Annotated in this window: 19 protein-coding genes; 8 read left to right on the top strand and 11 right to left on the bottom strand. The window is 60.7% G+C overall.

What is annotated here, in order from left to right:
• Nucleotides 1-157 precede the first annotated feature (157 nt).
• The 3 genes from LCH65_RS07755 to LCH65_RS07765 are packed head-to-tail and all read left to right on the top strand — an operon-like array spanning nt 158 to nt 2,396.
• The gene (locus LCH65_RS07755; RefSeq protein ID WP_003365446.1) at nt 158-502 is read left to right on the top strand and encodes a DUF3649 domain-containing protein; all 345 of its coding nucleotides are present in this window, start codon (nt 158-160) and stop codon (nt 500-502) included.
• A 20-nt stretch (nt 503-522) separates the two neighbouring features.
• Nucleotides 523-2,064: a PepSY-associated TM helix domain-containing protein gene (locus LCH65_RS07760; RefSeq protein WP_226439458.1), complete on the top strand. Its 1,542-nt coding sequence runs from the start codon at nt 523-525 to the stop codon at nt 2,062-2,064.
• Entirely contained in the window at nt 2,064-2,396 is a 333-nt protein-coding gene (locus LCH65_RS07765; RefSeq protein WP_003433638.1) for a DUF3325 domain-containing protein, read from the top strand. Before LCH65_RS07760 ends, LCH65_RS07765 begins: the two co-directional genes overlap by 1 nt.
• On the opposite strand, the gene LCH65_RS07770 is transcribed toward LCH65_RS07765, so the two are convergent.
• Nucleotides 2,385-3,260, bottom strand: a complete 876-nt coding sequence (locus LCH65_RS07770; protein WP_060708721.1) for an AraC family transcriptional regulator — start codon at nt 3,258-3,260, stop codon at nt 2,385-2,387. The genes LCH65_RS07765 and LCH65_RS07770 overlap by 12 nt on opposite strands.
• A gap of 136 nt (nt 3,261-3,396) precedes the next feature.
• Between LCH65_RS07770 and LCH65_RS07775 the strand changes: the two genes are divergently transcribed.
• Entirely contained in the window at nt 3,397-4,299 is a 903-nt protein-coding gene (locus LCH65_RS07775; RefSeq protein ID WP_003365436.1) for a DMT family transporter, read from the top strand.
• Nucleotides 4,300-4,346: 47 nt separating this feature from the next.
• Here LCH65_RS07775 and LCH65_RS07780 read toward each other — a convergent pair whose 3' ends face one another.
• Together LCH65_RS07780 and LCH65_RS07785 are read right to left on the bottom strand one after the other, a co-directional pair.
• Nucleotides 4,347-5,321, bottom strand: coding sequence for a D-glycerate dehydrogenase (locus LCH65_RS07780; RefSeq protein ID WP_003433636.1), 975 nt, complete (start codon nt 5,319-5,321; stop codon nt 4,347-4,349).
• An 87-nt stretch (nt 5,322-5,408) separates the two neighbouring features.
• Nucleotides 5,409-6,356 carry a LysR family transcriptional regulator gene (locus tag LCH65_RS07785; protein ID WP_017277809.1) on the bottom strand — a complete coding sequence of 316 codons (948 nt, stop codon included), beginning with the start codon at nt 6,354-6,356 and terminating at the stop codon, nt 5,409-5,411.
• Between the two features lie 183 nt (nt 6,357-6,539).
• Here LCH65_RS07785 and LCH65_RS07790 point away from each other — a divergent pair, with 183 nt between their 5' ends.
• The 4 genes from LCH65_RS07790 to LCH65_RS07805 are packed head-to-tail and all read left to right on the top strand — an operon-like array spanning nt 6,540 to nt 11,295.
• The gene (locus LCH65_RS07790) at nt 6,540-8,036 is read left to right on the top strand and encodes an efflux transporter outer membrane subunit (protein WP_072365536.1); all 1,497 of its coding nucleotides are present in this window, start codon (nt 6,540-6,542) and stop codon (nt 8,034-8,036) included.
• Nucleotides 8,033-10,219, top strand: a complete 2,187-nt coding sequence (locus LCH65_RS07795) for an FUSC family protein (protein ID WP_226439285.1) — start codon at nt 8,033-8,035, stop codon at nt 10,217-10,219. The genes LCH65_RS07790 and LCH65_RS07795 overlap by 4 nt, the downstream gene beginning before the upstream one ends.
• Entirely contained in the window at nt 10,209-10,409 is a 201-nt protein-coding gene (locus LCH65_RS07800; RefSeq protein WP_003365425.1) for a DUF1656 domain-containing protein, read from the top strand. The genes LCH65_RS07795 and LCH65_RS07800 overlap by 11 nt, the downstream gene beginning before the upstream one ends.
• 25 nt (nt 10,410-10,434) lie before the next feature.
• Complete coding sequence (locus LCH65_RS07805; RefSeq protein ID WP_044309205.1) at nt 10,435-11,295, top strand: HlyD family secretion protein; 861 nt, start codon at nt 10,435-10,437, stop codon at nt 11,293-11,295.
• Nucleotides 11,296-11,407: 112 nt separating this feature from the next.
• Here LCH65_RS07805 and LCH65_RS07810 read toward each other — a convergent pair whose 3' ends face one another.
• The 8 genes from LCH65_RS07810 to LCH65_RS07845 form a co-directional block, all read right to left on the bottom strand.
• Nucleotides 11,408-12,226 (bottom strand): SDR family oxidoreductase, encoded by an 819-nt coding sequence (locus LCH65_RS07810; RefSeq protein WP_226439286.1) that lies wholly within the window; start codon nt 12,224-12,226, stop codon nt 11,408-11,410.
• Nucleotides 12,227-12,243: 17 nt separating this feature from the next.
• A complete protein-coding gene (locus LCH65_RS07815; RefSeq protein ID WP_003365419.1) occupies nt 12,244-12,708 on the bottom strand; it encodes a hypothetical protein in 465 nt (154 codons plus the stop codon).
• Between the two features lie 152 nt (nt 12,709-12,860).
• The gene (locus LCH65_RS07820; RefSeq protein ID WP_003415201.1) at nt 12,861-14,312 is read right to left on the bottom strand and encodes a mannose-1-phosphate guanylyltransferase/mannose-6-phosphate isomerase; all 1,452 of its coding nucleotides are present in this window, start codon (nt 14,310-14,312) and stop codon (nt 12,861-12,863) included.
• 118 nt (nt 14,313-14,430) lie between these two features.
• Complete coding sequence (locus LCH65_RS07825) at nt 14,431-15,099, bottom strand: alginate O-acetyltransferase AlgF (RefSeq protein WP_054080674.1); 669 nt, start codon at nt 15,097-15,099, stop codon at nt 14,431-14,433.
• 12 nt (nt 15,100-15,111) lie between these two features.
• A complete protein-coding gene (locus LCH65_RS07830) occupies nt 15,112-16,287 on the bottom strand; it encodes an alginate O-acetyltransferase (protein ID WP_003365413.1) in 1,176 nt (391 codons plus the stop codon).
• Nucleotides 16,288-16,297: 10 nt separating this feature from the next.
• Complete coding sequence (locus LCH65_RS07835) at nt 16,298-17,854, bottom strand: MBOAT family protein (protein ID WP_226439287.1); 1,557 nt, start codon at nt 17,852-17,854, stop codon at nt 16,298-16,300.
• Between the two features lie 189 nt (nt 17,855-18,043).
• Entirely contained in the window at nt 18,044-19,180 is a 1,137-nt protein-coding gene (locus LCH65_RS07840) for a mannuronate-specific alginate lyase (protein WP_003365409.1), read from the bottom strand.
• Between the two features lie 8 nt (nt 19,181-19,188).
• Complete coding sequence (locus LCH65_RS07845; RefSeq protein WP_003365406.1) at nt 19,189-20,628, bottom strand: alginate biosynthesis protein AlgX; 1,440 nt, start codon at nt 20,626-20,628, stop codon at nt 19,189-19,191.
• Between the last annotated feature and the right edge of the window lie 11 nt (nt 20,629-20,639).

Below are 20,639 nucleotides of genomic sequence, written 5' to 3' on the forward strand. Positions count from 1 at the left end.
GGCAGACTCTTTTGCGTATGAGAATATTTATCATTAATATTGCGGTTCATTTGTCCCGTTCGGGATGAATGGCGCACACCGCCGGCTTTCGTTGCGACCCCTTCCTGGCCGCTTGTGACCGGCTTCCCTGGTTTCATGAATCAATGCAGAACCTTTGATGGATGTCACCACCGCAAGCCGCCCGTTGCCGGAAAAGCGCACGGCAAAAGCCAGAACCAGGGGCGTGACGGCTGCCTATCGCCTTGCCATTGTCTCGCGGACACTGGCTGCGGTATTTGCCGGTTATCTGCTGGCGTCGTTGTTCAGTACCTGCATCGCACAATGGCTGCCGATTACCCGCGCCGAAGCGGTGGTGACGGGGATGATGTTCTCGTTTCTCGCCTATCTGGGCGCGGTGCTCTGGTGTTTTGCCTGCCGCACGGCGCTGCAGGCGTGGGTCGGGGTGCTGACGCCCTGTGCACTGCTGGGCGCGGCCTACGCCTGTGGTCGGTGGTTGCTGTGAAGGAGGGTTTTCGCCAGTCGATGGCCTGGTTGCACACCTGGGTCGGTTTACTGTTTGGCTGGTTGCTGTTCGCGATTTTTCTGACCGGCACGCTTTCCTATTTCAAGGACGAGATTACCCACTGGATGCAGCCGGAGATTCCGGTGCGCGCCCTCGATGCAGGCGCCAGCGTGCAACAGGCTCAGCTTTATCTGCAAAGCCATGCCGCCGGGGCTACGCGCTGGTTCATCAGTCTGCCCGATCAGCGCACGCCCGGCCTTATGGTCGGCTGGCTGCCCGAAGGCAAACAGGGCCAGCGCAACAACTTCGTACGCAAGCTGCTCGATCCGCAGACCGGCAGTGAGGTGCAGGCGCGTGACACACGCGGTGGCGATTTCTTCTACCGGTTTCACTATCAACTGCAGATGCCATATCCCTGGGGCCGCTGGCTGGCAACCAGCGCAGCGATGGTGATGCTGGTCGCGCTGATCACCGGCATCATCATTCACAAGAAGGTTTTCAAGGAGTTCTTCACCTTTCGTCCGCGCAAGGGCCAGCGTTCCTGGCTGGACGGGCATAACGCGCTGGGCGTGCTGGTGCTGCCGTTTCACCTGATGATCACTTACAGCAGTCTGGTGATCTTCATGTCGATGGTGATGCCCGCGAGCATTCTCAGCCAGTACGACACCGTCCAGGCCTTCTACAGCGAAGCCTATCCGTTTCCGGAAACGGTCAAGCGCGAAGGCACCGCTGCGCCGCTGGTGGCGCTTGCGCCATTGGTCAACGCAGCGAATGCGAAATGGGACAGCGGTCAGGTGGGTCGGGTTATCGTTGATAATCCGGGCGACAGCACCGCTTCGATTCTGCTGACGCGTGACGACAAGGGCAGCATTGTGCCGGACCGGGGCGGGGCGCTGACGTTCAGCGGTGCCAGCGGCGAACTGTTGAACGAAGTGCCCGAGCGCCCGCTGGCGCTGCTGATTTCCAGCGGGATGTATGGCCTGCACGTGGGCCATTTCGCCGAACCGTTGCTGCGCTGGCTGTACTTCATTTTTGGTGTCGCCGGGACTGCAATGATCGGCACCGGGTTGGTGATGTGGCTGGGCAAGCGTCAGCTCAAACACGCCAAGACCGGCGTGCTGCCGCTGGAACTGCGTGTGGTCGAAGTGCTGAACATTGCCAGCATGTCCGGGTTGATGATCGCCGTGGCCAGCTTTTTCTGGGCCAATCGTTTGCTGCCTGGCGGATTCGTCGGGCGTGCTGATTGGGAGGTCAGCGTGTTCTTCACGGTTTGGGCCGTGTCAGTCATGCATGCTGCGCTGCGCAAGGGGCGTAGCGCATGGCGAGAACAACTGTGGCTCGGCGCGCTGCTGTTCGCCGGTCTGCCGGTGCTCGATCTGCTGACCTGCGGTCGCTATCTGTTGGATTCGTTGATGTCAGGAAACCGGGTGTTGGCGGCTTTTGACCTGACGGTGCTGGTCACCGGGCTGTTCCTGGGCTGGGCGGCGCTGAAGTTCAAGGCTGCGCCTGCCGGTAAAACCTCCCGCGTCTCGTTGCCGGTCGTACCTCAGGAGGCCCCCTGATGCTGCTGGCGGCCTTGCTCTGTTATGTGGGGTTCACGTGCCTGTGTCTGTCCATGGCCCGACATTACGGTGAACTGCTCAAGGGGCCGTTGACCGAACAGCGGCGACGGCTGCTCAAACTGGCTGGCTGGGGGGCGCTGCTACTGTCGTCGTGGGCTGCGGTTCATGACTGTGGCTGGATGATGGGGACGGTGTACTGGTTCGCTGCGCTGATGGGCAGCGCGGTGTTGCTGGTTGCGTTGCTGTCGTTTCGTCCGCGTTGGGTGCTGGCACTGGCGGGGTGTGGGGCGCTGTTGAGCCCTTTGGCCGCGGTAGGTCAGTTATTGGCCTAACACCGTTCTGTATTCACCCGGTGTCGCCCCTGTGGCCTGACGAAAGCGGTTGCTGAAATGGCTGGCGCTGGCGAACCCGCAGGCCAGCGCGATCTCGCCCAGCGGCTTGCCGGTGCCGCGCAGTAACTGGCGCGCCCGCTCGATACGCCGCGCCAGCAGGTACTGGTGCGGTGGCAAGCCGAAGCTTTCGCGAAACATGCGTGCGAAGTGGTATTCCGACAGCGCACACAGGCCGGCCAGTTGGCCAAGGCTCAGCGGGTCGGCGAGATGCATTTCGATGAAGTCCACCAGATGCCGGCGCAGGTGCGGCGCCAGGCCGCCTTTCAAGCGCAGCCCTTCGCGCAGCCCAGCCTGGCTGAGCAGCGCATGGCTGACCATCTCGTGCGCCAGGCTGCTGGTCAGCAGGCGCTCGCCGGGTTCTGCCCAGTTCAGGCGAATCAGCTGCCGGAAGCGTGCCGCCTGTGCGGGGTCTTCCAGAAAGGTGTTTTCCCGCAGTTGCATCTCGCGCGGCTCACGGTCCAGCAGGGTCACGCAGCCCAGCGCAAACTGTTCCGGGCTGAAATACAGATGCGCCAGACGGATCTCGCCATTCACTACCCAGGCGGACTCATGGCCGGCAGGCAAGATGCACAGTTTGCCCGGCGCGCCTTTCTGGTCGGGTCTGCCGCGGCGAAAGGTCCCGGTACCGTCCTCGATATAGCACGACAGCGTATGGTGGGTCGGTGCGTGATATTCCTGCGAGTCATGCCGATTGTTCCACAACGCCGCTACCAACCCGTCGCCCAGCGGCGCGCTTTGCTCCAGATGGGCATTGGGCGAACTGTTCAGGGCCTGAAAGACCTGGATGGATTCAATGGTGGGCATGACGATTCCTCTAGGATTTGTATCCTACTCGCTGGCGACGCCGCTGCCAGTAGCGCTTGAAGCAAATGCGCAAGATTGTGCAAGCGCTGGCAGACCGGCACGCAGCAGACTGATGGCTCATCAAGGAGCCTGCACCATGAACCTCTCGCTTTATCTGCTGACCGTGCTGATCTGGGGCACCACCTGGATCGCTCTGAAACTTCAACTCGGCGATGTCGCGATTCCGGTATCGATCGTCTATCGCTTTGCCCTGGCAGCGTTGGTGCTGTTTGCATTCCTGTTGCTGAGCAAGCGTCTGCAGCCGGTCAATCGTCGTGGCCAGTTGATTTGCCTGGCGCAGGGCGTGTGCCTGTTCTGCGTCAACTTCATGTGCTTCTACACGGCCAGCCAGTGGATACCCAGTGGCCTGATCGCGGTGGTGTTCTCGACCTCGACACTGTGGAATGCGCTGAACGCACGGGTGTTCTTTCGCCAGAAAATCGCCAGCAATGTACTGGCCGGTGGCGCCATGGGCCTGATCGGTCTGGCCTGTCTGTTCTGGCCTGAAATGTCCGGGCATGGCGCGAGCCGGCAGACCCTGATCGGCCTGGGACTGGCCTTGCTCGGCACGCTGTGCTTCTCGGCGGGCAACATGCTGTCGAGCCTGCAGCAGAAAGCCGGTCTGCGTCCGCTGACCACCAATGCGTGGGGGATGTTCTACGGGGCAACGATACTGGGCATGTATTGCCTGCTGAGCGGCACGTCGTTCACCTTCGAATGGAACACGCGCTACGTAGGCTCACTGCTGTTTCTGGTGATCCCCGGCTCGGTGATTGCGTTCACTGCCTACCTGACCCTGGTCGGGCGCATGGGGCCGGAGCGTGCGGCTTACTGCACGGTGCTGTTCCCGGTCGTGGCGCTGAATATCTCCGCCTGGGTGGAAGGCTATCAATGGACCTTGGCTGCCTTGCTGGGGCTGGTGCTGGTGATGGTCGGCAACGTGCTGGTGTTCAGGAAGATCAGACCGGTTGCCGTCGTGGTCGGCGGCAAACTGGCCTGAGTTGGTGGCTATCGTGCCTTTCCGGCAGATCGGCAGAGGCGCGGGCTTCAGCCTTTCCACACCTGCGGGTTGACCAGATCCTGTGGTCGTTCACCGAGCAGCGCGCTGCGCAGGTTGCCGTAGGCGCGGTCGGCCATGGCCTGGCGGGTTTCGGTGGTGGCTGAGCCGATGTGCGGCAGGGTCACCGCGTTCTTCAATTGGAACAGCGGCGATTCGCTCAGCGGCTCTTTTTCGTAGACGTCCAGACCGGCACCGCGAAGGGTGCCGTTCTGCAGCGCTTCGATCAGCGCGGGTTCATCGACGATCGGGCCGCGGGCGATGTTGACCAGGATGGCGCCGGGCTTCATCAGGCTCAGCTCGCGGCGGCCGATCAAGTGTTTGGTCTTTTCACTCAGCGGCACGACCAGGCAGACGAAATCCGCTTCGGCCAGCAATTGATCCAGGCTGCGAAATTGTGCGCCCAGCTCCTGTTCGAGCTCGGTCTTGCGGCTGTTGCCGTTGTACAGAATCGGCATGTTGAAACCCAGACGACCACGGCGGGCAATGGCTGCGCCGATGTTACCCATGCCGACGATACCCAGCGTCTTGCCATGCACATCGGTGCCGAAGTGCGGCGGTTCGATGCTGCGCGTCCACTGTCCGGCCTTGGTGTAGGCATCCAGTTCGGCGACCCGGCGAGCGCTGCTCATGATCAGCGAGAAGCCCAGGTCGGCGGTGCTTTCGGTCAGTACATCCGGCGTGTTGGTCAGCAGAATGCCGCGCTCGCTCAGGTAGTCGACGTCGTAGTTGTCGTAGCCCACCGAGATGCTGGACACCACCTCCAGCTTCGTGGCGTTCTGCAGTTGTTCGCGACCCAGCTTGCGGCCTGCGCCGATCAGCCCGTGGGATTCAGGCAAGGCTTCTGCAAACTGCGCGTTGATATCACCCTGTTTGGGATTGGGCACGATCACGTTGAAGTCTTGCGCCAGGCGCTCGGCCATTTCAGGAGAAACACGGCTGAAGGCGAGTACGGTTTTTTTCATTGGGCAGTCACTCTCGAGCGGTTGAATGAGTAGCACGCTAACATTCCTCCCCGCTCTTTGGCAGCCGCTTTTTGCAGTTGTACGATGTCAGTACGATGACTTGAGAGCCTGCACATGCAGATCGGCTTCATCGGCAGCGAGAATTTCCGGCAGGGAACCGCGCAGGTATTCAACCCAGGTTCTGATCTTCGCATCCAGATACTGGCGTGAAGGGTAGATGGCGTACAGGTTCAGCTCTTGCGAGCGGTAATCGGACAATACGCGCACCAGTGTGCCGTTGCGCAGCCCCTCGATCGCCGAGTAGATCGGCAGAATGCCAATCCCCATGCCGCTGGAAATCGCAGTTTTCATCGCATCCGCAGAGTTGACCAGCAGCGGCGAGCTGTTGATGGTGACCATTTCCTGGCCTTCCGGGCCGTCGAACAGCCACTTGTCCAGCGGGAACACCGGGCTCACCAGACGCAGACACGCATGATTCAGCAGGTCGGCAGGCTTGTGGGCCATGCCGAACGTTTTCACGTACTCGGGGGACGCGCACACGATGCTGTAGGTAATGCCCAGGCGCTGAGACACAAAGCCCGAGTCAGCCAGTTCGCTGGCCAGCACGATCGACACGTCATAGCCTTCTTCCAGCAAGTCCGGCACGCGGTGAGTCATGGTCAGATCGAACGCGACGTCCGGGTGGTTACGCCGGTAACGGGCGATGGCGTCGATCACATAATGCTGGCCGACGCCGGGCATCGAATGCACTTTGAGCTGCCCGGCCGGGCGGGCATGAGCGTCGCTGGCTTCGGCCTCGGCTTCTTCTACCGAGGCGAGAATCTGTTCGCAGCGCAACAGATAACGCTTGCCTGCTTCGGTGAGGGCAATGCGTCGGGTGGTGCGATTGAGCAGGCGCGTCTGTAAATGTGCTTCAAGGTTGGAGACCGCGCGCGAGACGTTAGCGGTGGTGGTGTCCAGCACGGCGGCGGCAGCAGTGAAGCTGCCCGCTTGCGCCACGCAGCTGAAGGCACGCATGTTTTGCAGGGTGTCCATGGGTACTTCTCTGAGTAGATGGCAAATTGTGACATGAAGTAACGGATGCATGTATCCAGACCAAAGGATTATCGCCGTTTCAGTAACAAAGATTCACAAATCTCCCCGCTTATCGCCGCGTCGAGCGCCGCCTAGAATCGCCGCCATTCAAGGTGTGTCACCTTCGTTCGGGAACTTGCAGCTGTGCCGCGTCGCATCATCAGAGGGCTCTGGCCCGTCGGTATCCTGGCTTTTACGCTGGTCCTCAACGGCTGTATCGGAACACATGGAATCAAACCGCAGGGCACTGTCCTGCACGCCGACAGCCTGGCCACGGATCAGGCGATTCAGGGCGCTGCCCTCGACGCCCATTGGCCCGCAGCGCAATGGTGGCGTGCCTACGGCGATGCGCAACTGGACCGCTGGGTCGAGATGGCGACGCTGGGCAGCCCGAGTCTGGCACTTGCCGCGGCTCGTGTGCGCCAGGCGAGAGCGATGGCGCAGGTCGCCGAGTCCGCCGAGGCTGTGCAACTGCAAGGCAACGCCAGCCTGATGCGTCACGACTGGCCCGAGGATCAGTTTTATGGCCCCGGCGCGCTGGCCGATACTCGCACCTGGGACAACAATGCGTCACTGGGCCTGAGCTACGCGCTGGATCTGTGGGGACGTGAACGCAACGCCAGCGAGCAGGCCGTTGATCTGGCGCACGTGAGTGCTGCCGAGCAGCGTCAGGCGCAGCTCGAATTGCAGGAAAACGTGGTGCGCGCCTACATCCAGCTGTCCCTCGACTACGCCCGACTGGATATCGCCGAGGCGGCACTGGCCCAGCAGCAACAGATACTCGACCTGGCGCAGCGTCGCCTCAAGGGCGGGATCGGTACGCACTTCGATGTCAGTCAGGCCGAAACCCCGCTGCCTGAGGCGCATCGGCAGATCGACGCGCTGCAAGAGGCCATCGCGTTGGGTCGAAACCAGCTGGCCGCGCTGGCAGGCAAGGGGCCGGGGCAGGGTGCGGCCTTGCAGCGGCCTGCGCTGTCCTTGCACACCTCACTCACATTGCCCTCGACATTGCCTGCCGAACTGCTGGGCCAGCGGCCTGACGTGGTGGCTGCGCGCTGGCAGGTGGCGGCGCAGGCGCGCGGTATCGACGTTGCGCATGCGGGCTTTTATCCCAATGTCGATCTGGTCGGCAGCCTGAGCTACATGGCCACGGGCGGCGGCATGCTGGAGTTTCTGACCGGCAGCAAACTGGGTTACAAGGTCGGGCCGGCCATCAGCCTGCCGATCTTCGACGCTGGACGCTTGCGGGCGGAACTGGGGCAGGCGTCGGCTGCTTACGATCAGGCCGTTGCGCATTACAACCAGACGCTGGTGATGGCGCTGAAAAGTGTCTCCGACCAGTTGATTCGGCGTGCCTCGATGGACAAGCAGCAGGCACTCGCTGCCGAGTCGGTGGCGTCTGCGCAAAAGACCTACGACATCGCGTTGATCGCCTGGCAGCGCGGTCTGACCGATTACCTGAACGTGCTCAATGCGCGCACGCAGCTGTTCCGCCAGCAGCAGATTCAGCAGCAGGTCGAGGCCGCGCGGCTGGAAGCCTACGCCGGGCTGGTGGTGGCGCTGGGCGGTGACGGTGGCGAGAGTGGCAATCCCACTGGTCATTCCGCTGACACTGCTGCCAAGTCCGGGGGCGGGCAATGATCGCCTCGCTACAGCGCATCACCGACCTGCCGTGGCGTCGCGAATTACACAGCTGGGCGCGCAGTGACGGGGTGACCTGGGTTTACATCTTCAAGGTGCTGCTCGCCGCATTCCTCACCTACTGGCTGGCACTGCGCCTGGAACTGCCGCAGCCGCACACGGCGATGATCACGGTGTTCATCGTCATGCAGCCACAGAGCGGACAGGTGTTCGCCAAGAGTTTTTATCGCCTGCTGGGGACGCTGGCCGGGTCGGCGATGATGGTGCTGTTGATGGCCCTGTTTGCGCAGAACCCGCTGCCGTTTCTCGGCAGCCTCGCGCTCTGGGTCGGTCTGTGTTCGGCCGGTGCGGCGCGCTATCGCAACTTTCGTGCGTACGGTTTTGTGCTGGCCGGGTACACCGCCGCCATGGTGGGGCTGCCTGCCCTGGCGCATCCGGAAGGTTCGTTCATGTCGGCGGTGTGGCGTGTACTGGAAATCACTCTGGGTATCCTGTGTTCCACGGCCATCAGCGCAGCGGTGCTGCCGCAGAGCTCCAGCGCAGCGATGCGCAACGCGCTTTATCTGCGCTTCGGCGGGTTCGCGCGCTTCGTGGTCAACGGCCTGCGCGGCGATATTTCACGCACTGAATTTGAAACCGGCAATGTACGTTTTGTGGCCGAGGCCATCGGCCTTGAAGGGCTGCGCAGCGTCACGGTATTCGAAGACCCGCACATGCGTCGCCGCAACGGTCGACTCAACCGTTTGAACAGCGAATTCATGGCGGTTACCACGCGCTTCAATGCCCTGCACCAATTGCTCGAGCGTCTGCGCCTCGAACAGGCCGATCAGGTGTTGAAGCATATCGATCCCGGCCTTGAAAACCTTGCAGAGCTGCTCGACGGATTCGCCGACCGCGCCTTGACCAACGATGACGCGGAGCTGCTGGTCACGCGTCTGGAGTCGTGCAGGGCGCACTTCCCCGAACGGGTCAGAAGCCTGCGCGCCGAGTTGGAGCACACCCTGCCCAGCGACGCCGAACGACTGGACTTTCACACCTCGTTCGAGCTGCTGTACCGCCTGCTCAGCGAGTTGCTCGACTACGCACGAACCCATGCATCACTGGCCGACCACAGCCATGAGCGTGAACAGTGGAAGGGCTCGTTCGTACCGCGTACCCACTGGATGACCGCGCTGGCAGCCGGCGCCCGGGCGACCTGCGTGGTCGGTCTGATGAGTGTGTATTGGGTGCTGACCGCGTGGCCCAGCGGCGCGAGCATGGTCCTGGCCTCGGCGGCCACCGTTGCTCTGTCGTCGACCACCCACAACCCCAGACGCATGTCGCTGCAAATGGCTGGCGGTACATTGCTCGGCGCGCTGTCGGGATTTATCGAGACCTTTTTTCTGTTCCCGCACATCGACGGTTTTCCGTTGCTGTGCCTGCTGCTGGCCCCGGTGTTTGTGCTCGGTGCATACCTGGGCTCACGTCCACAGTGGACGGGATACGGACTGGGGCTGCTGATTTTTTTCAGCCTGGGCTCGGTGCCGGACAACCTGACGGTCTACGACCCCTACACCTTCATCAACGATTACCTCGCGATGGTCGTCGGTATGCTGATCTGTGCCGCTGCCGGAGCAATCATCCTGCCGCCCAACAGCCGCTGGATGTGGCAACGCCTGGAACAGGCCTTGCGCAATCAAGTGGTGTTTGCGATCAGCGCGCCGCTCAAGCGTCTGGGTTCAAGCTTCGAAAGCCAGACCCGCGACCTGATGCATCAGGCGTACGGCCTGGCGATTGGCAAACCGCTGGTTCAGCGCGAGTTGTTGCGCTGGATGTTCGTGGTGCTGGAAATCGGCCACGCCATTATCGAGCTGCGCCATGAACAGGCGCTGCTGCCGATTCACCCTGCCTACGCCGAGTACCAGCCCTGGCGCATCGCGCTGCGAGTCATGGGGCGCGCTTTGGTGCGGCTGTTCATCCAGCCTGATGCGGTCAATCTGCAGCGCTGTCTCTCGGCAGTCGATCAGGCCATCAAGCGGGTGCAGGAGGCCGATGAACCCTTCGCCTCGCATTTCGATACGTCGGTGCTGCGCCGGGTAAAAAGCTACCTGCACTTTATCCGCACGTCACTGCTGGACCCGCAATCGCCGCTGGCCGCTTATGGCGTTGCGCGAACCGCTTCAGGAGTCGCCCATGCCGCGTGAAATAGCCTTCCACGGTCTGTATATGCCGACCCTCACGCTGATCTTTCTGCTGGCCGTGGTTCTGGCATGGGCGCTGGATCGTCTGCTGGCTGGTTTTGACCTGTATCGGCATTTCTGGCACCCGGCCTTGCTGCGTCTGAGCCTGTTTATCTGCATCTTCGGCGCGTTGGCGCTGCCCCTTTATCGTTGACGCCTGAGTCGGGAAAAATCTCTGGATGAAAAAGTTCTTCAGTCTGTTTGCCACGTTGCTGGTGCTGGCCGTCGCGCTCTGGATCGGTCGTACGCTGTGGATCGACTATATGGATAGCCCATGGACCCGCGATGGCCGGGTGCGCGCCGATATCATCAACGTGGCCGCCGATGTGTCCGGCACTGTGGTCGAGGTGCCGGTGCGTGACAACCAGTGGGTAAAGCGTGGCGATCTGCTGATGCAGATTGACCCGGAGCATTACCGGATCGCCGTAAAGCAGGCGCAGGCGTTACTGGCTTCACGCAAGGCAACCTGGGAGATGCGCAAACTGAATGCCAGGCGGCGTGCCGACATGGATGAACTGGTCATCTCGGCGGAAAATCGTGACGACGCGAGTAACGTAGCCACCTCGGCCCTGGCCGATTACCAGTTGGCCCAGGCGCAACTGGAGGCGGCCGAGCTTAACCTGTCACGCACGCGGGTACTGGCGGCGGTGGACGGTTACGTCACCAACCTCAATGTCCATCGCGGTGACTATGCGCGTATCGGTGAAGCGAAGATGGCCGTGGTCGACATGAACTCGTTCTGGGTCTACGGCTTCTTCGAGGAAACCAAATTGCCGCATCTGAAAGTGGGTGATGCTGCGGACCTGCAACTGATGAGCGGCGAGGTGCTGAAGGGCCATGTCGAAAGCATTGCACGCGGCATCTACGACCGTGACAACCCGCAAAGCCGCGAACTGATCGCCGACGTCAACCCGACTTTCAACTGGGTGCGTCTGGCCCAGCGAGTGCCGGTGCGTATCCATCTGGACGCTATACCTGAAGGCGTACTTCTGGCAGCGGGAATGACCTGCACGGTGATTGTCAGGCCGGTAGACGGCTGATGCTTGAGGACGCAGAGCGTCCAGAACGGCGTGCCGACGCGGAGCGTCGCACGATAGGCAGGTGATCGTTCCGCACGCTCCAGCGTGGGAATGCAGTTCGTGACGCTCTGCGTCACAAGTCGGTGTTCAATCCAAAGCGTTTTCTCAGGCCCATATCCAGTAGCCCTTTGGGCAGCAACCACGCCATCAGCGGCAGCAGGCGTGAGCCGTTGCCAAGACGCAGAAGGCGTGGCGGATGGGTATGTCGCACGGCCTTGAGCAAGTCACGAGCGAATGCTGTGGCGGGGGTAGGGTTGTCCAGTGAAGCTCTGGCGCGTGCACGAATGCCTTCGCGAATCGGCCACCACGGCGATTGCTCACTGATCAGCTGCTCGGCTTCGTGGCTGGCATTCTGCGCAAAGCTCGACGCGATCGCGCCTGGCTGAACCTCCATCAACTGTACGCCGAATGGCGCCAACTCCAGACGCAGCGCATCACTGAGCGCATGCACCGCCGCCTTGGATGCGCAATAAGCGCCCGCGAACGGCGTGACCAGCACACCGGATACGCTGCCGATGTTCACCACCAGCCCCTTGTTGCGGCGCAGTGCCGGAAACAGCGCCCGGGTCACCCCGACGACGGAAAACACATTGGTTTCGAACTGTCGCTGCAAGGCCTGCACACCGCCGTCGAGCAGGGGACCCATCGCGCCATAGCCAGCGTTGTTGATCAACACATCCAGGCCGCTGTGCTCCAGACCGGCGGCCAGTTGCTCCAGCGCCAGGCTGTCGTTGACGTCCAGTTGTACGGCGATGAAACCCGCTGCACTGAGTGCCGCGACATCTTCGGTCTTGCGCGCAGTGGCCCAGACTTCATAGCCAGTGGCCTTGAACGCGTCGGCCAGAGCACGGCCGATTCCGCTGGAACAGCCTGTAATCAAAGCGATGGGCATGAGGGAGATCCTTGTGGTCAGTCCGAGAAACTGCCTTGTAGATGTTCTGCGCGAAATTCCAGGGTTTGCGGGCGGTACCCGTTGCGCAGTGCCGGCACCGGCACGCAATCCTGCCACGTGCCTTTGGCCTGAAGTTCACCGGGGCCGCGATAGCGTGCGGATGCGTAGGTGTTGTCGATCAGATTCACTGAATCACCAGGCGCATAGGCCGCTATTCGCCAACGCAGTTCCTGCAGGGTGACCTGATTGGTGTTGGTGATGCTGACCTGCAACGGACGATCTGCCGGGCAGTTTTGCGGATCGTAACTCAGGCGGATATCCAGACGCTCAAGCTGGCGTGTTTCCCGGCTGTCCTGCCAGATGACGATGGCCGCCACCGCCCCAAGCCCGACCGCCGCAGCCAGCGAGACGGGCAAGGCCTTCGCCGGGTAGCGGAGCAGAAGGATGAGCCAGGTCAGGATCAACAGGATGCCGATAAACATGCAGGTCTCCAGCAAAGGTAATGCTGGACATCCTACAGAACCTGGGAGGGGGACGTCGCGCAAATGAAAAGCCCCCGACAACTCTCTGCGTATAAATCTGCGCAAAGAGTTGTCGAGGGCTGTGTTACCTGTAGCGTGCAGCTAAAACCCTATCAACGAGCGATAGTTTGCGTCTTCACACCCGCTTCCAGCGCGTTCGAGCGACCGTAGATGTCTTCGAAACGCTCGATGTCGTCTTCGCCCAGGTAGCTGCCCGATTGTACTTCGATGATTTCCAACGGGATCTTGCCTGGGTTGCGCAGGCGATGGACCGAGGCGATCGGGATGTAGGTGGACTGGTTTTCGGTGAGCAGAAACACGTTCTCGTCACAGGTCACCTGCGCAGTACCGGATACCACGATCCAGTGTTCGGCGCGGTGGTGGTGCATCTGCAGCGACAGGCAGGCACCCGGCTTGACGGAGATACGCTTGACCTGGAAACGACCGCCCATGTCCACCGAATCGTAGGAGCCCCACGGACGGTACACTTCGAGGTGGTTCTGGGTCTCGGTGCGGCCCTGTTCGTTCAGGGTGGCGACCATTTGCTTGACGCCCTGGACCTTGTCCTTGTGGGCAATCATCATCGCGTCCTTGGTTTCGACGACCACGATGTTGTCCAGACCGATCACCGACACCAGTTTGCCGTTGCCGTGGATCATGCAGTTGCGGCTGTCCTGGATGACGACGTCGCCTTTGGTGACGTTGCCGTTGGCGTCCTTGGCGTTGACTTCCCACAGCGACGACCAGCAGCCGACATCGCTCCAGCCGGCCGACAGAGGTACGACGCAGGCGCGCTGGGTTTTTTCCATGACCGCGTAGTCGATGGAATTGTCCGGGCAGCAGGCGAAGGTCGAGGAGTCGATTTCAAGGGCGTCGCCGTCCTGCACGCTGCGCTCAAGGGTCAGCAGGCAGGTGTCGTAGATGTCCGGATCATGCTTTTTCAGTTCTTCCAGGAAGCGGCTGGCGCGGAACAGGAACATGCCGCTGTTCCAGTAGTAGCCACCGGCTTCGACGAATTCCTTGGCGCGTTTTTCGTCAGGTTTTTCGACGAACTGCGACACGCGGCTGACGCCTTCCGGCAGCAGGGCATCGGCGGTGGACTTGATGTAGCCATAGCCGGTTTCAGGCTTGTTGGCCGGTACGCCGAACAGCACCATTTCGCCACGCTCTGCGGCGACGGTCGCCAGTGCCAGTGCGCGTTGCAGGGCTTTCTGGTCTTCGATGACGTGGTCGGCTGGCAGCACCAGCATCAGGCCGTCGTTGCCTTCGTTGACCAGCTTCATGGCAGTCAGTGCAACGGCGGGTGCCGTGTTGCGGCCGAACGGTTCCATGAGGATCGCCTGGGTTTCCAGGTTCAGCGCAGCGAGTTGCTCGTTGACGATGAAACGGTGGTCCTTGTTGCAGACCACGATAGGCTCCTGCATGCCCTCGAACACCAGACGCTCCAGGGTTTGCTGGAACAGGGTGTGCTCGCCGGTCAACGCCAGGAACTGTTTAGGGAATTGTTTACGCGAAAGCGGCCAGAGTCGTGAACCACTACCGCCTGACAAGATAACTGGAATCATTTTGTTTCTCCAAAAGCATTCAATTAGGGCCGTACGAGGTGTCTGTCGTTTCTGTCTTGTTCTTGTTCCGCGCGGGTCGGTTCAACGCTGATGCCCTGAACCGACCGGCATAATCCGTTTAGCGGGTAGCGACCGGTGGCTTGACCCACACTGGCGAGAGGCTGCTGCCACTGCCGGTGATGTAGAGCACAGCGGCTTCGCCACGCTCCAGTGCCACAGGTTTCAAATCGGTGACTTTCTTGTCGCCGTCGTACAGCGCCAGGCTGACTTTGACCGGGTTGATTTCACGCTCGCCGGTGCCTTTGGCCGCAACGGTGTTGACCACTTCGGTCTTGCCGTCAGCAGTTTTCAGGGTCAGCGACTTGTCGCTCAGGTTCTGCACGCGAACCAGGGATTTCTGCTTGTTCTTGAACGGTGGCTCTTCGACCAGCTGTGGCTTGCCGCTGGCGTTGTTGACGATGGTGTAGTAGTGATCACCCGCCAGTTTCACCGGCAGGCTCTGGCTGCCCAGCTTGGCGGTGTAGTCGCCCTGCGGCATGAAGCTGAACGCAGTGCTGCCCAGTGGCGCCACTTCGTTGAGATTGGTGTTGCCAACGGTGGCGCTGATTTCAGCGTTGCTGGCGTTGTAGACACGCACGAAGGTCGAGCCTTTCGGTGCGGTCGGGCCGTACAGGGCGGAGTCACCGGCGAAAGCCTGCAGGGACATCAGGCCCAGACCTGCGGCCATTGCGCAGGTTTTGAAAATGCGTTTTGCGGCCGAACGGTTGGCAGTAGTGTTGAAAGTCATGAGTCAGTCCTCTCAGTTTTGCGCCCGGTTGGGCGACTCGGATTGTTTGGCGTTGAGCGCCACGTTTTCTTGGGTGTCACGCGATTTCTTCAGCTCGGCGATCCACTTCGGATCGAACTCGCCAAGATCGTTGTGTGCCGGCAGGTAGCGCTCCGGGAACTCCCAGATCACCACTTGCGGCGGGGTGTTCTTAAAGGCATCGGTCTGCAGGTACTTGAGCATCGGCAGGATCGGGCCATGGCCGTCTTCGGCGTAGTTGACGACATCGCTGCGCAGCGCTTCTTTCAAGGCGCCGACGAAGTTCCAGTTAGGGTTGGCGCTGTAGCTGGTGCCCACCAGACCCACCGGGATGTCGCTGTCTGCGAACAGTGCGTCACCGCCTGCCGCCTCGCCTGCTACCGGATCGGTACTGCGTTTCTGCAACTCGTCCGGCTTGGGCAGCATGTTGCTGAACAACGGATCGAGCGGCAGGAATGTAGTCAGGTCACCTTTGTAGGCTTCGGTTCCCTTGGCTTGTGTGACGAACTGCTCAGGTTCACCTTCCAGTGGTGTTTTCTGGGCAATCGCGGCGCTCAGTTGCTGCGCGGCGACTTCGGCACCCATTGGCGTCCAGTGGGTGTCGGTGCGCAGGAAAACCTGGCCCTGTTGCTTGGCAGCTTGCAGCGGCGCCAGCAAGTCCGGGGCAAAGATCCCGGCCTTGGCGACCTGCGCGTGGAACTGCTGATACAGGTCGGTGTGCAGGCTGGCAGGCTTGTTGTCACCGATGTGTTCCGGGTACAGACGGGTCTTCGCCGGAACGATCGCCAGGACCAGTTTGGTGCCCTGTTTTTCCAGCGCGTCACGCACACCCTGAATGATCGCCAGGTTGTCGGCTTCGTTCTGCTCGCCGTTGGCAACCGCATCGAACTCTTCGTCGGTGTACAACCACTGGTCCTTGCCGAGCACGACGCCCGGACGACCTTCGTTGAACAGTTTGAAATCCAGCGCCGCCCAGAGGTTGGTGCCCAGGCGCTTGATCGGGAACTCATCGTCGTAATGAGTTTCCGCCGCCTTGGTCCATTTGCCGTTGAGCACAGTGGTCTCTGCCGACGTCGAGAAGGTGCTGAAGCTGCGCAGCGACCAGACGCCCAGGACCAGCAGAATGGCCAGGAAGATGGCGATGTAGAGGATTCGTAATGAACGCGTCATGTCAGGCTCCTCAGAACTGGAAGTAAAGGAACGGCGAGAAGCTTTGCGCCGAAAGTTTGAGAATCGAAGCCACGAACAGCAGCAGGATCAGTGCACGCATGGCGTAACGTGGCCAGTCGGCAACCCAGTACGCGGGCTGCACCTGAGCTTCGCTGCCCACGGTGTAGCCTGGCAGGTGCAGACTGCCGGGAGCATCGCCGGGAACGGCCTTGATGGTGCCCGGTTGAGCGGTCGCAGGACCGTCAGCCTTGGCGCTCTTGCCGGTGTCTTTTTCGCGGTTCTGGTAGAAGTCGCGCAGACCGAAGAACGCCAGCGTCAGATACGCCACCACCAGTGTTGCCACTTGCAGACCGGTCAGGCTGGCGCGGTTGAGTTCCGACAGCTGCCACTCGCCGAAGCTGAACATGGCGCTGTACATACGACCGGCGACATGCAGGTTTTCAGCGCGGAAGATGACCCAGCCTATGACCACCAGCAGGAAGGTCAGTGCCCAGCGGATCGGGTTGAAACTGTAGGGTTTGGTGTTGATACCGACCGCTTTTTCGATCGCCAGCCAAATGCCGTGCCAGGCACCCCAGATGATGTAGGTGACGTTGGCACCGTGCCACAGACCGCCGAGCAGCATGGTCAGGAACAGGTTGCGGTAGGTCGCGAATTTGCCGCCGCGGTTGCCGCCCAGCGTGATGTACAGATAGTCACGCAGCCAGGTGGACAGGCTGATGTGCCAGCGACGCCAGAACTCGGTGATCGATTGGCTGATGTAGGGCTGTTTGAAGTTTTCCATGAAGCGGAAACCCATCATCAGACCCAGACCGATAGCCATATCGCTGTAACCGGAGAAGTCGAAATACAGTTGCGCGGTGTAGGCCAGCGCACCCAGCCAGGCATCGCCGGTGGTCGGGTTTTGCAGGGCGAAGCAGTGGTCGGCGACCACCGCCAGGGTGTCGGCGATGAACACTTTCTTGATGAAGCCCTGCATGAAGCGCGTGGCACCTTCGGAGAACTTGTCCAGCGTGTGTGTACGGTTGTTGAACTGGTCGGCCAGATCGCGGAAACGCAGCACAGGGCCGGCGATCAGGTGCGGGAAGATCGCGACGAATGCAGCGAAGTCGATCAGATTGCGCGTGGCCGGAGTATCGCCGCGGTAAACGTCGATGATGTAGCTGATGGACTCGAAGACATAGAACGAGATACCGATCGGCAACAGCACGTGAGTCAGGATGAACGGTTCCAGACCCATCGAGGTCATGGCTGCGTTGATGCTGTCCACGCCGAAGTTGGCGTATTTGAAGTAGCCCAGAATACACAGGTCCACTATCACGCCAAGCAGCAACCATTTCTGTGCCGGCTTGGTCCGCACACCTGCTGCGCCCACCTTGAGACCGATCCAGTAGTTCCAGACGGTCACGCCGACGAACAGCGCCAGAAAGTCCACTCGCCACCAGGCGTAGAAGATATAGCTGGCAATCAGCAGCAGCAGATTGCGATAGCGTTGCCCGCTCAGGTAGTACAAGCCGAGGAAAATCGGCATGAACAGGAACAGGAACACGTTGGATGAGAAAACCATCCTTATCTCTCCGTTTGTCCAACATTCAAGGGCTAAAGCCCCCCCAAACCCCCCGTTGAAATTGGGGGGTAAAACACGTCGCGTTACGGCTTGTCGGTGAAGCAGCTCAGGCGAGGTCCGGTCTTACGGATTCAGCGCCTGGGCGTGCCTCTTCGCGAGCAAGCCCGCTCCCACAAAGAACTCTGTGAATCACGAACCGTCGTTATCGCCCTTGTCGCCTTTCTCGTGCGTCGGGTCGTAGACCTTGGTCAGGTCACCGCCCAGACGGAATGTCTTGAATGGCTGCTTTTCGTGTTTCTCTTCAAGCACATCCGGGCTGCAGGTGTAGAGCGAGCAGTACGGTTCGAGCCAGGCGAATTTCGGATCTTTCTTCAGGTCCGTCATGTCCTGTTTCTCGCCGTTGTGTTCAGCGAAAATCGAAGGATCCTTGACGCCGGCCAGCACCCGGTCGCCCAGACGCTTCAAGGCGCCATTGTTTTCCGGACGCAGGTCCACGCCATTGGCCTGGGCGAAGCTGGCAATCATCGCGAGCGGCGGCAGTGCATAGTTGTGATACGACAGTGCCCGCTGACGGCGCTTCATCTCGTTGGGCAGGAAACCGTCCTTGTCGACTTGATTGGCAGCGACCTTGTATTCCTTCACGGCCCAGTCGAACAGGTCCTGACGATTGGTGGCGACAGCGGTTGCCATCACCGACCAGGCAGCCCAGTACGAGTGGTTGTTGATTTTTTCCAGCGGCAGATTGCTCCAGTCGCTGACCACCTGATCGGCCAGCTTGCTGAACCAGGTCTCGATGATCTTCGCGTCCTGCTGACGATTGGCCAGCGGGTGCGACTCGGAGAACTTCAGACGCAGGTAGGCGGAGGACATGCTGCCCAGTGCCCATTTGCGCATGGATTTGCCGGTGTGGTTGAACTCGCGCGACTCCAGCGCATCGGCCTTGGCCCAGGTGGTCATCATGTTCAGCGCACAATCGAGTTGTTCCGGACGACCGTCGCGCATGTACTGCATCACGACTTTGCTGACGCCACGCTCAAGGGTGGTGATGTCCTTGGTCGCGTCGCGGAACGCTTCTTCGGATACCGCATTGAGCGTTGCGCGTGCCTTGTCCGAACCCTCGTACTTGCTGCGGAAGACCAGCTTGTCGGTGTAGGGCTTTGGAATGGCTTCACAGCTGAAGTTGTGATCGCCCGTCTTCATTTTTTCGATCGGGGCGTCATAGCCCTTGGGTGGAACCAGTGCGGCGGACGCGCCCGTGGCCCAGGCCATCGATGACAGGATTGCCATCGACAGCAGGGTAGGGCGTATCAGTTTAGGAGTCTGCATAAGTCACCTCATAGTCCGGCTTGAGCGGTGTGTGTCGCAGCGCTCGGGAACACGTTGCGTTTGCATACTTTGGCTTCGACTTTTTGTGGTGCCGTGCCTGCTTCCGGTCCCTGGACTTCCAGCGCCAGCAGTTGCTGGTTGGCCCAATCCTCATCCTCGCGCAATTCAAAGGCGAAGCGTCCATCGGTGTCTGACGTTTCCGGTTTCTCGATTTTCAGATCCTCATGGCGACCGTTCATGTACCAGAGTCTGGCCTGAAGGACTTTGACCGAGGTGTCGTCAAACTTGATGTCGATCTGATTGCTGCCGTTGCGAATGTCCTTGATGCCATTCTTGCCATTGACCAGCAATTCGTTGGTACCCGGCTTTAGCGTGGTGCTGGCGCTCATGACGGCAGGCTTGCCTTCACAGCCGTTGTCCAGCAGCGACATCATCTGGCGATAGATGGTCTCCTGATCCAGGCGATACAGCGGCGAGAATTCCCAGATGAGAATCTTCGGCGGACGCTTCTGGAAGTCTTCACTGCCCAGGTACTGCAGCATCGAACCTTCCAGGCCACCACCAGGGAACGCCACGTTCAACACGTCAGCGCCCATGTATTCCTGCAGGAAGCCCGCGAAGTTGTAGTTCTTGCCGCTGTGGCTGGTACCGACCAGGGTGATTTCCGGGTTACCGGAATCGCCGAAAAGGTCGCCGTCGCCCGCCTCACCCTTGGGCTCGGTGGTGAACTGGTCCATGTACTGGATCGCGTAGCTGGTACCGCACAATTGACCTGCCATATTGTGCAAAGTGCCCGTTTTGCCCATGCGCCCGGAAATATGGCTTTCGAACTCACGCTTGGGGATATCGCCGTAGGCCGGAATCTTTTTCACGGTTTCGGCGACGATCTTCGCCGTACGCTGTGCGCCATACGGCGTCCAGTGCTGGTCACCGCGGAAGTAGAAGTCATGCGCCTGCTGCTCGTTGGTCAACGGCGACAGGTCAGGGACCCAGTAGCCCATCTTGCTGAAGCGGCCAAGCATGGCCTGATAGTTTTTCAGCGCCTTGTCGTAGTCGAACTTGTCGCGTTCGGCCGGGAACAATTTGTTGCGATCCACCAGGCCACGGGTCGGCTGATACACCACGACCAGTTCTACGCCTTTGCTCTTGAACGCATCGTGCAGTTGTTTCATGCGGCGATAGCCGGCAGGCGTGGTGTCGAACTCGGTGCGCAGGTCTTCCTGAGTCCGGAACAGCCAGTCACCCTGAGCCTGGACCAGCGTGGTGAAGTTCTGCTGATAGCGCGTGGTGTAGTTTTTCGCATCATGTGCGGCCGGGCACAGTGAGCAGCAAGGCTCGGCCTTGAACGTCGGCGCTTGCGAGTCGTCTGCCCGAGCGACACCAGCGGCGGCCATCAAGGCGGCGGTGAGGCTGGACAGGCTCAACAGCTTGATCAGATGTGCGTGCATAACAATACCCT

It is taken from the genome of Pseudomonas sp. MWU16-30316 (assembly GCF_020515645.1).
GTDB classification, from domain to species: Bacteria; Pseudomonadota; Gammaproteobacteria; order Pseudomonadales; family Pseudomonadaceae; genus Aquipseudomonas; species Aquipseudomonas cerasi.

Coding starts and splice junctions, on each gene's coding strand:
- LCH65_RS07795 (WP_226439285.1), top strand. CDS start 8,033: ATGATCGCCTCGCTACAGCGCATCACCGACCTGCCGTGGCGTCGCGAA.
- LCH65_RS07820 (WP_003415201.1), bottom strand. CDS start 14,312: ATGATTCCAGTTATCTTGTCAGGCGGTAGTGGTTCACGACTCTGGCCG.
- LCH65_RS07810 (WP_226439286.1), bottom strand. CDS start 12,226: ATGCCCATCGCTTTGATTACAGGCTGTTCCAGCGGAATCGGCCGTGCT.
- LCH65_RS07835 (WP_226439287.1), bottom strand. CDS start 17,854: ATGGTTTTCTCATCCAACGTGTTCCTGTTCCTGTTCATGCCGATTTTC.
- LCH65_RS07845 (WP_003365406.1), bottom strand. CDS start 20,628: ATGCACGCACATCTGATCAAGCTGTTGAGCCTGTCCAGCCTCACCGCC.
- LCH65_RS07785 (WP_017277809.1), bottom strand. CDS start 6,356: ATGGACACCCTGCAAAACATGCGTGCCTTCAGCTGCGTGGCGCAAGCG.
- LCH65_RS07800 (WP_003365425.1), top strand. CDS start 10,209: ATGCCGCGTGAAATAGCCTTCCACGGTCTGTATATGCCGACCCTCACG.
- LCH65_RS07755 (WP_003365446.1), top strand. CDS start 158: ATGGATGTCACCACCGCAAGCCGCCCGTTGCCGGAAAAGCGCACGGCA.
- LCH65_RS07775 (WP_003365436.1), top strand. CDS start 3,397: ATGAACCTCTCGCTTTATCTGCTGACCGTGCTGATCTGGGGCACCACC.
- LCH65_RS07805 (WP_044309205.1), top strand. CDS start 10,435: ATGAAAAAGTTCTTCAGTCTGTTTGCCACGTTGCTGGTGCTGGCCGTC.
- LCH65_RS07760 (WP_226439458.1), top strand. CDS start 523: ATGGCCTGGTTGCACACCTGGGTCGGTTTACTGTTTGGCTGGTTGCTG.
- LCH65_RS07780 (WP_003433636.1), bottom strand. CDS start 5,321: ATGAAAAAAACCGTACTCGCCTTCAGCCGTGTTTCTCCTGAAATGGCC.
- LCH65_RS07840 (WP_003365409.1), bottom strand. CDS start 19,180: ATGCAGACTCCTAAACTGATACGCCCTACCCTGCTGTCGATGGCAATC.
- LCH65_RS07815 (WP_003365419.1), bottom strand. CDS start 12,708: ATGTTTATCGGCATCCTGTTGATCCTGACCTGGCTCATCCTTCTGCTC.
- LCH65_RS07770 (WP_060708721.1), bottom strand. CDS start 3,260: ATGCCCACCATTGAATCCATCCAGGTCTTTCAGGCCCTGAACAGTTCG.
- LCH65_RS07825 (WP_054080674.1), bottom strand. CDS start 15,099: ATGACTTTCAACACTACTGCCAACCGTTCGGCCGCAAAACGCATTTTC.
- LCH65_RS07830 (WP_003365413.1), bottom strand. CDS start 16,287: ATGACGCGTTCATTACGAATCCTCTACATCGCCATCTTCCTGGCCATT.
- LCH65_RS07765 (WP_003433638.1), top strand. CDS start 2,064: ATGCTGCTGGCGGCCTTGCTCTGTTATGTGGGGTTCACGTGCCTGTGT.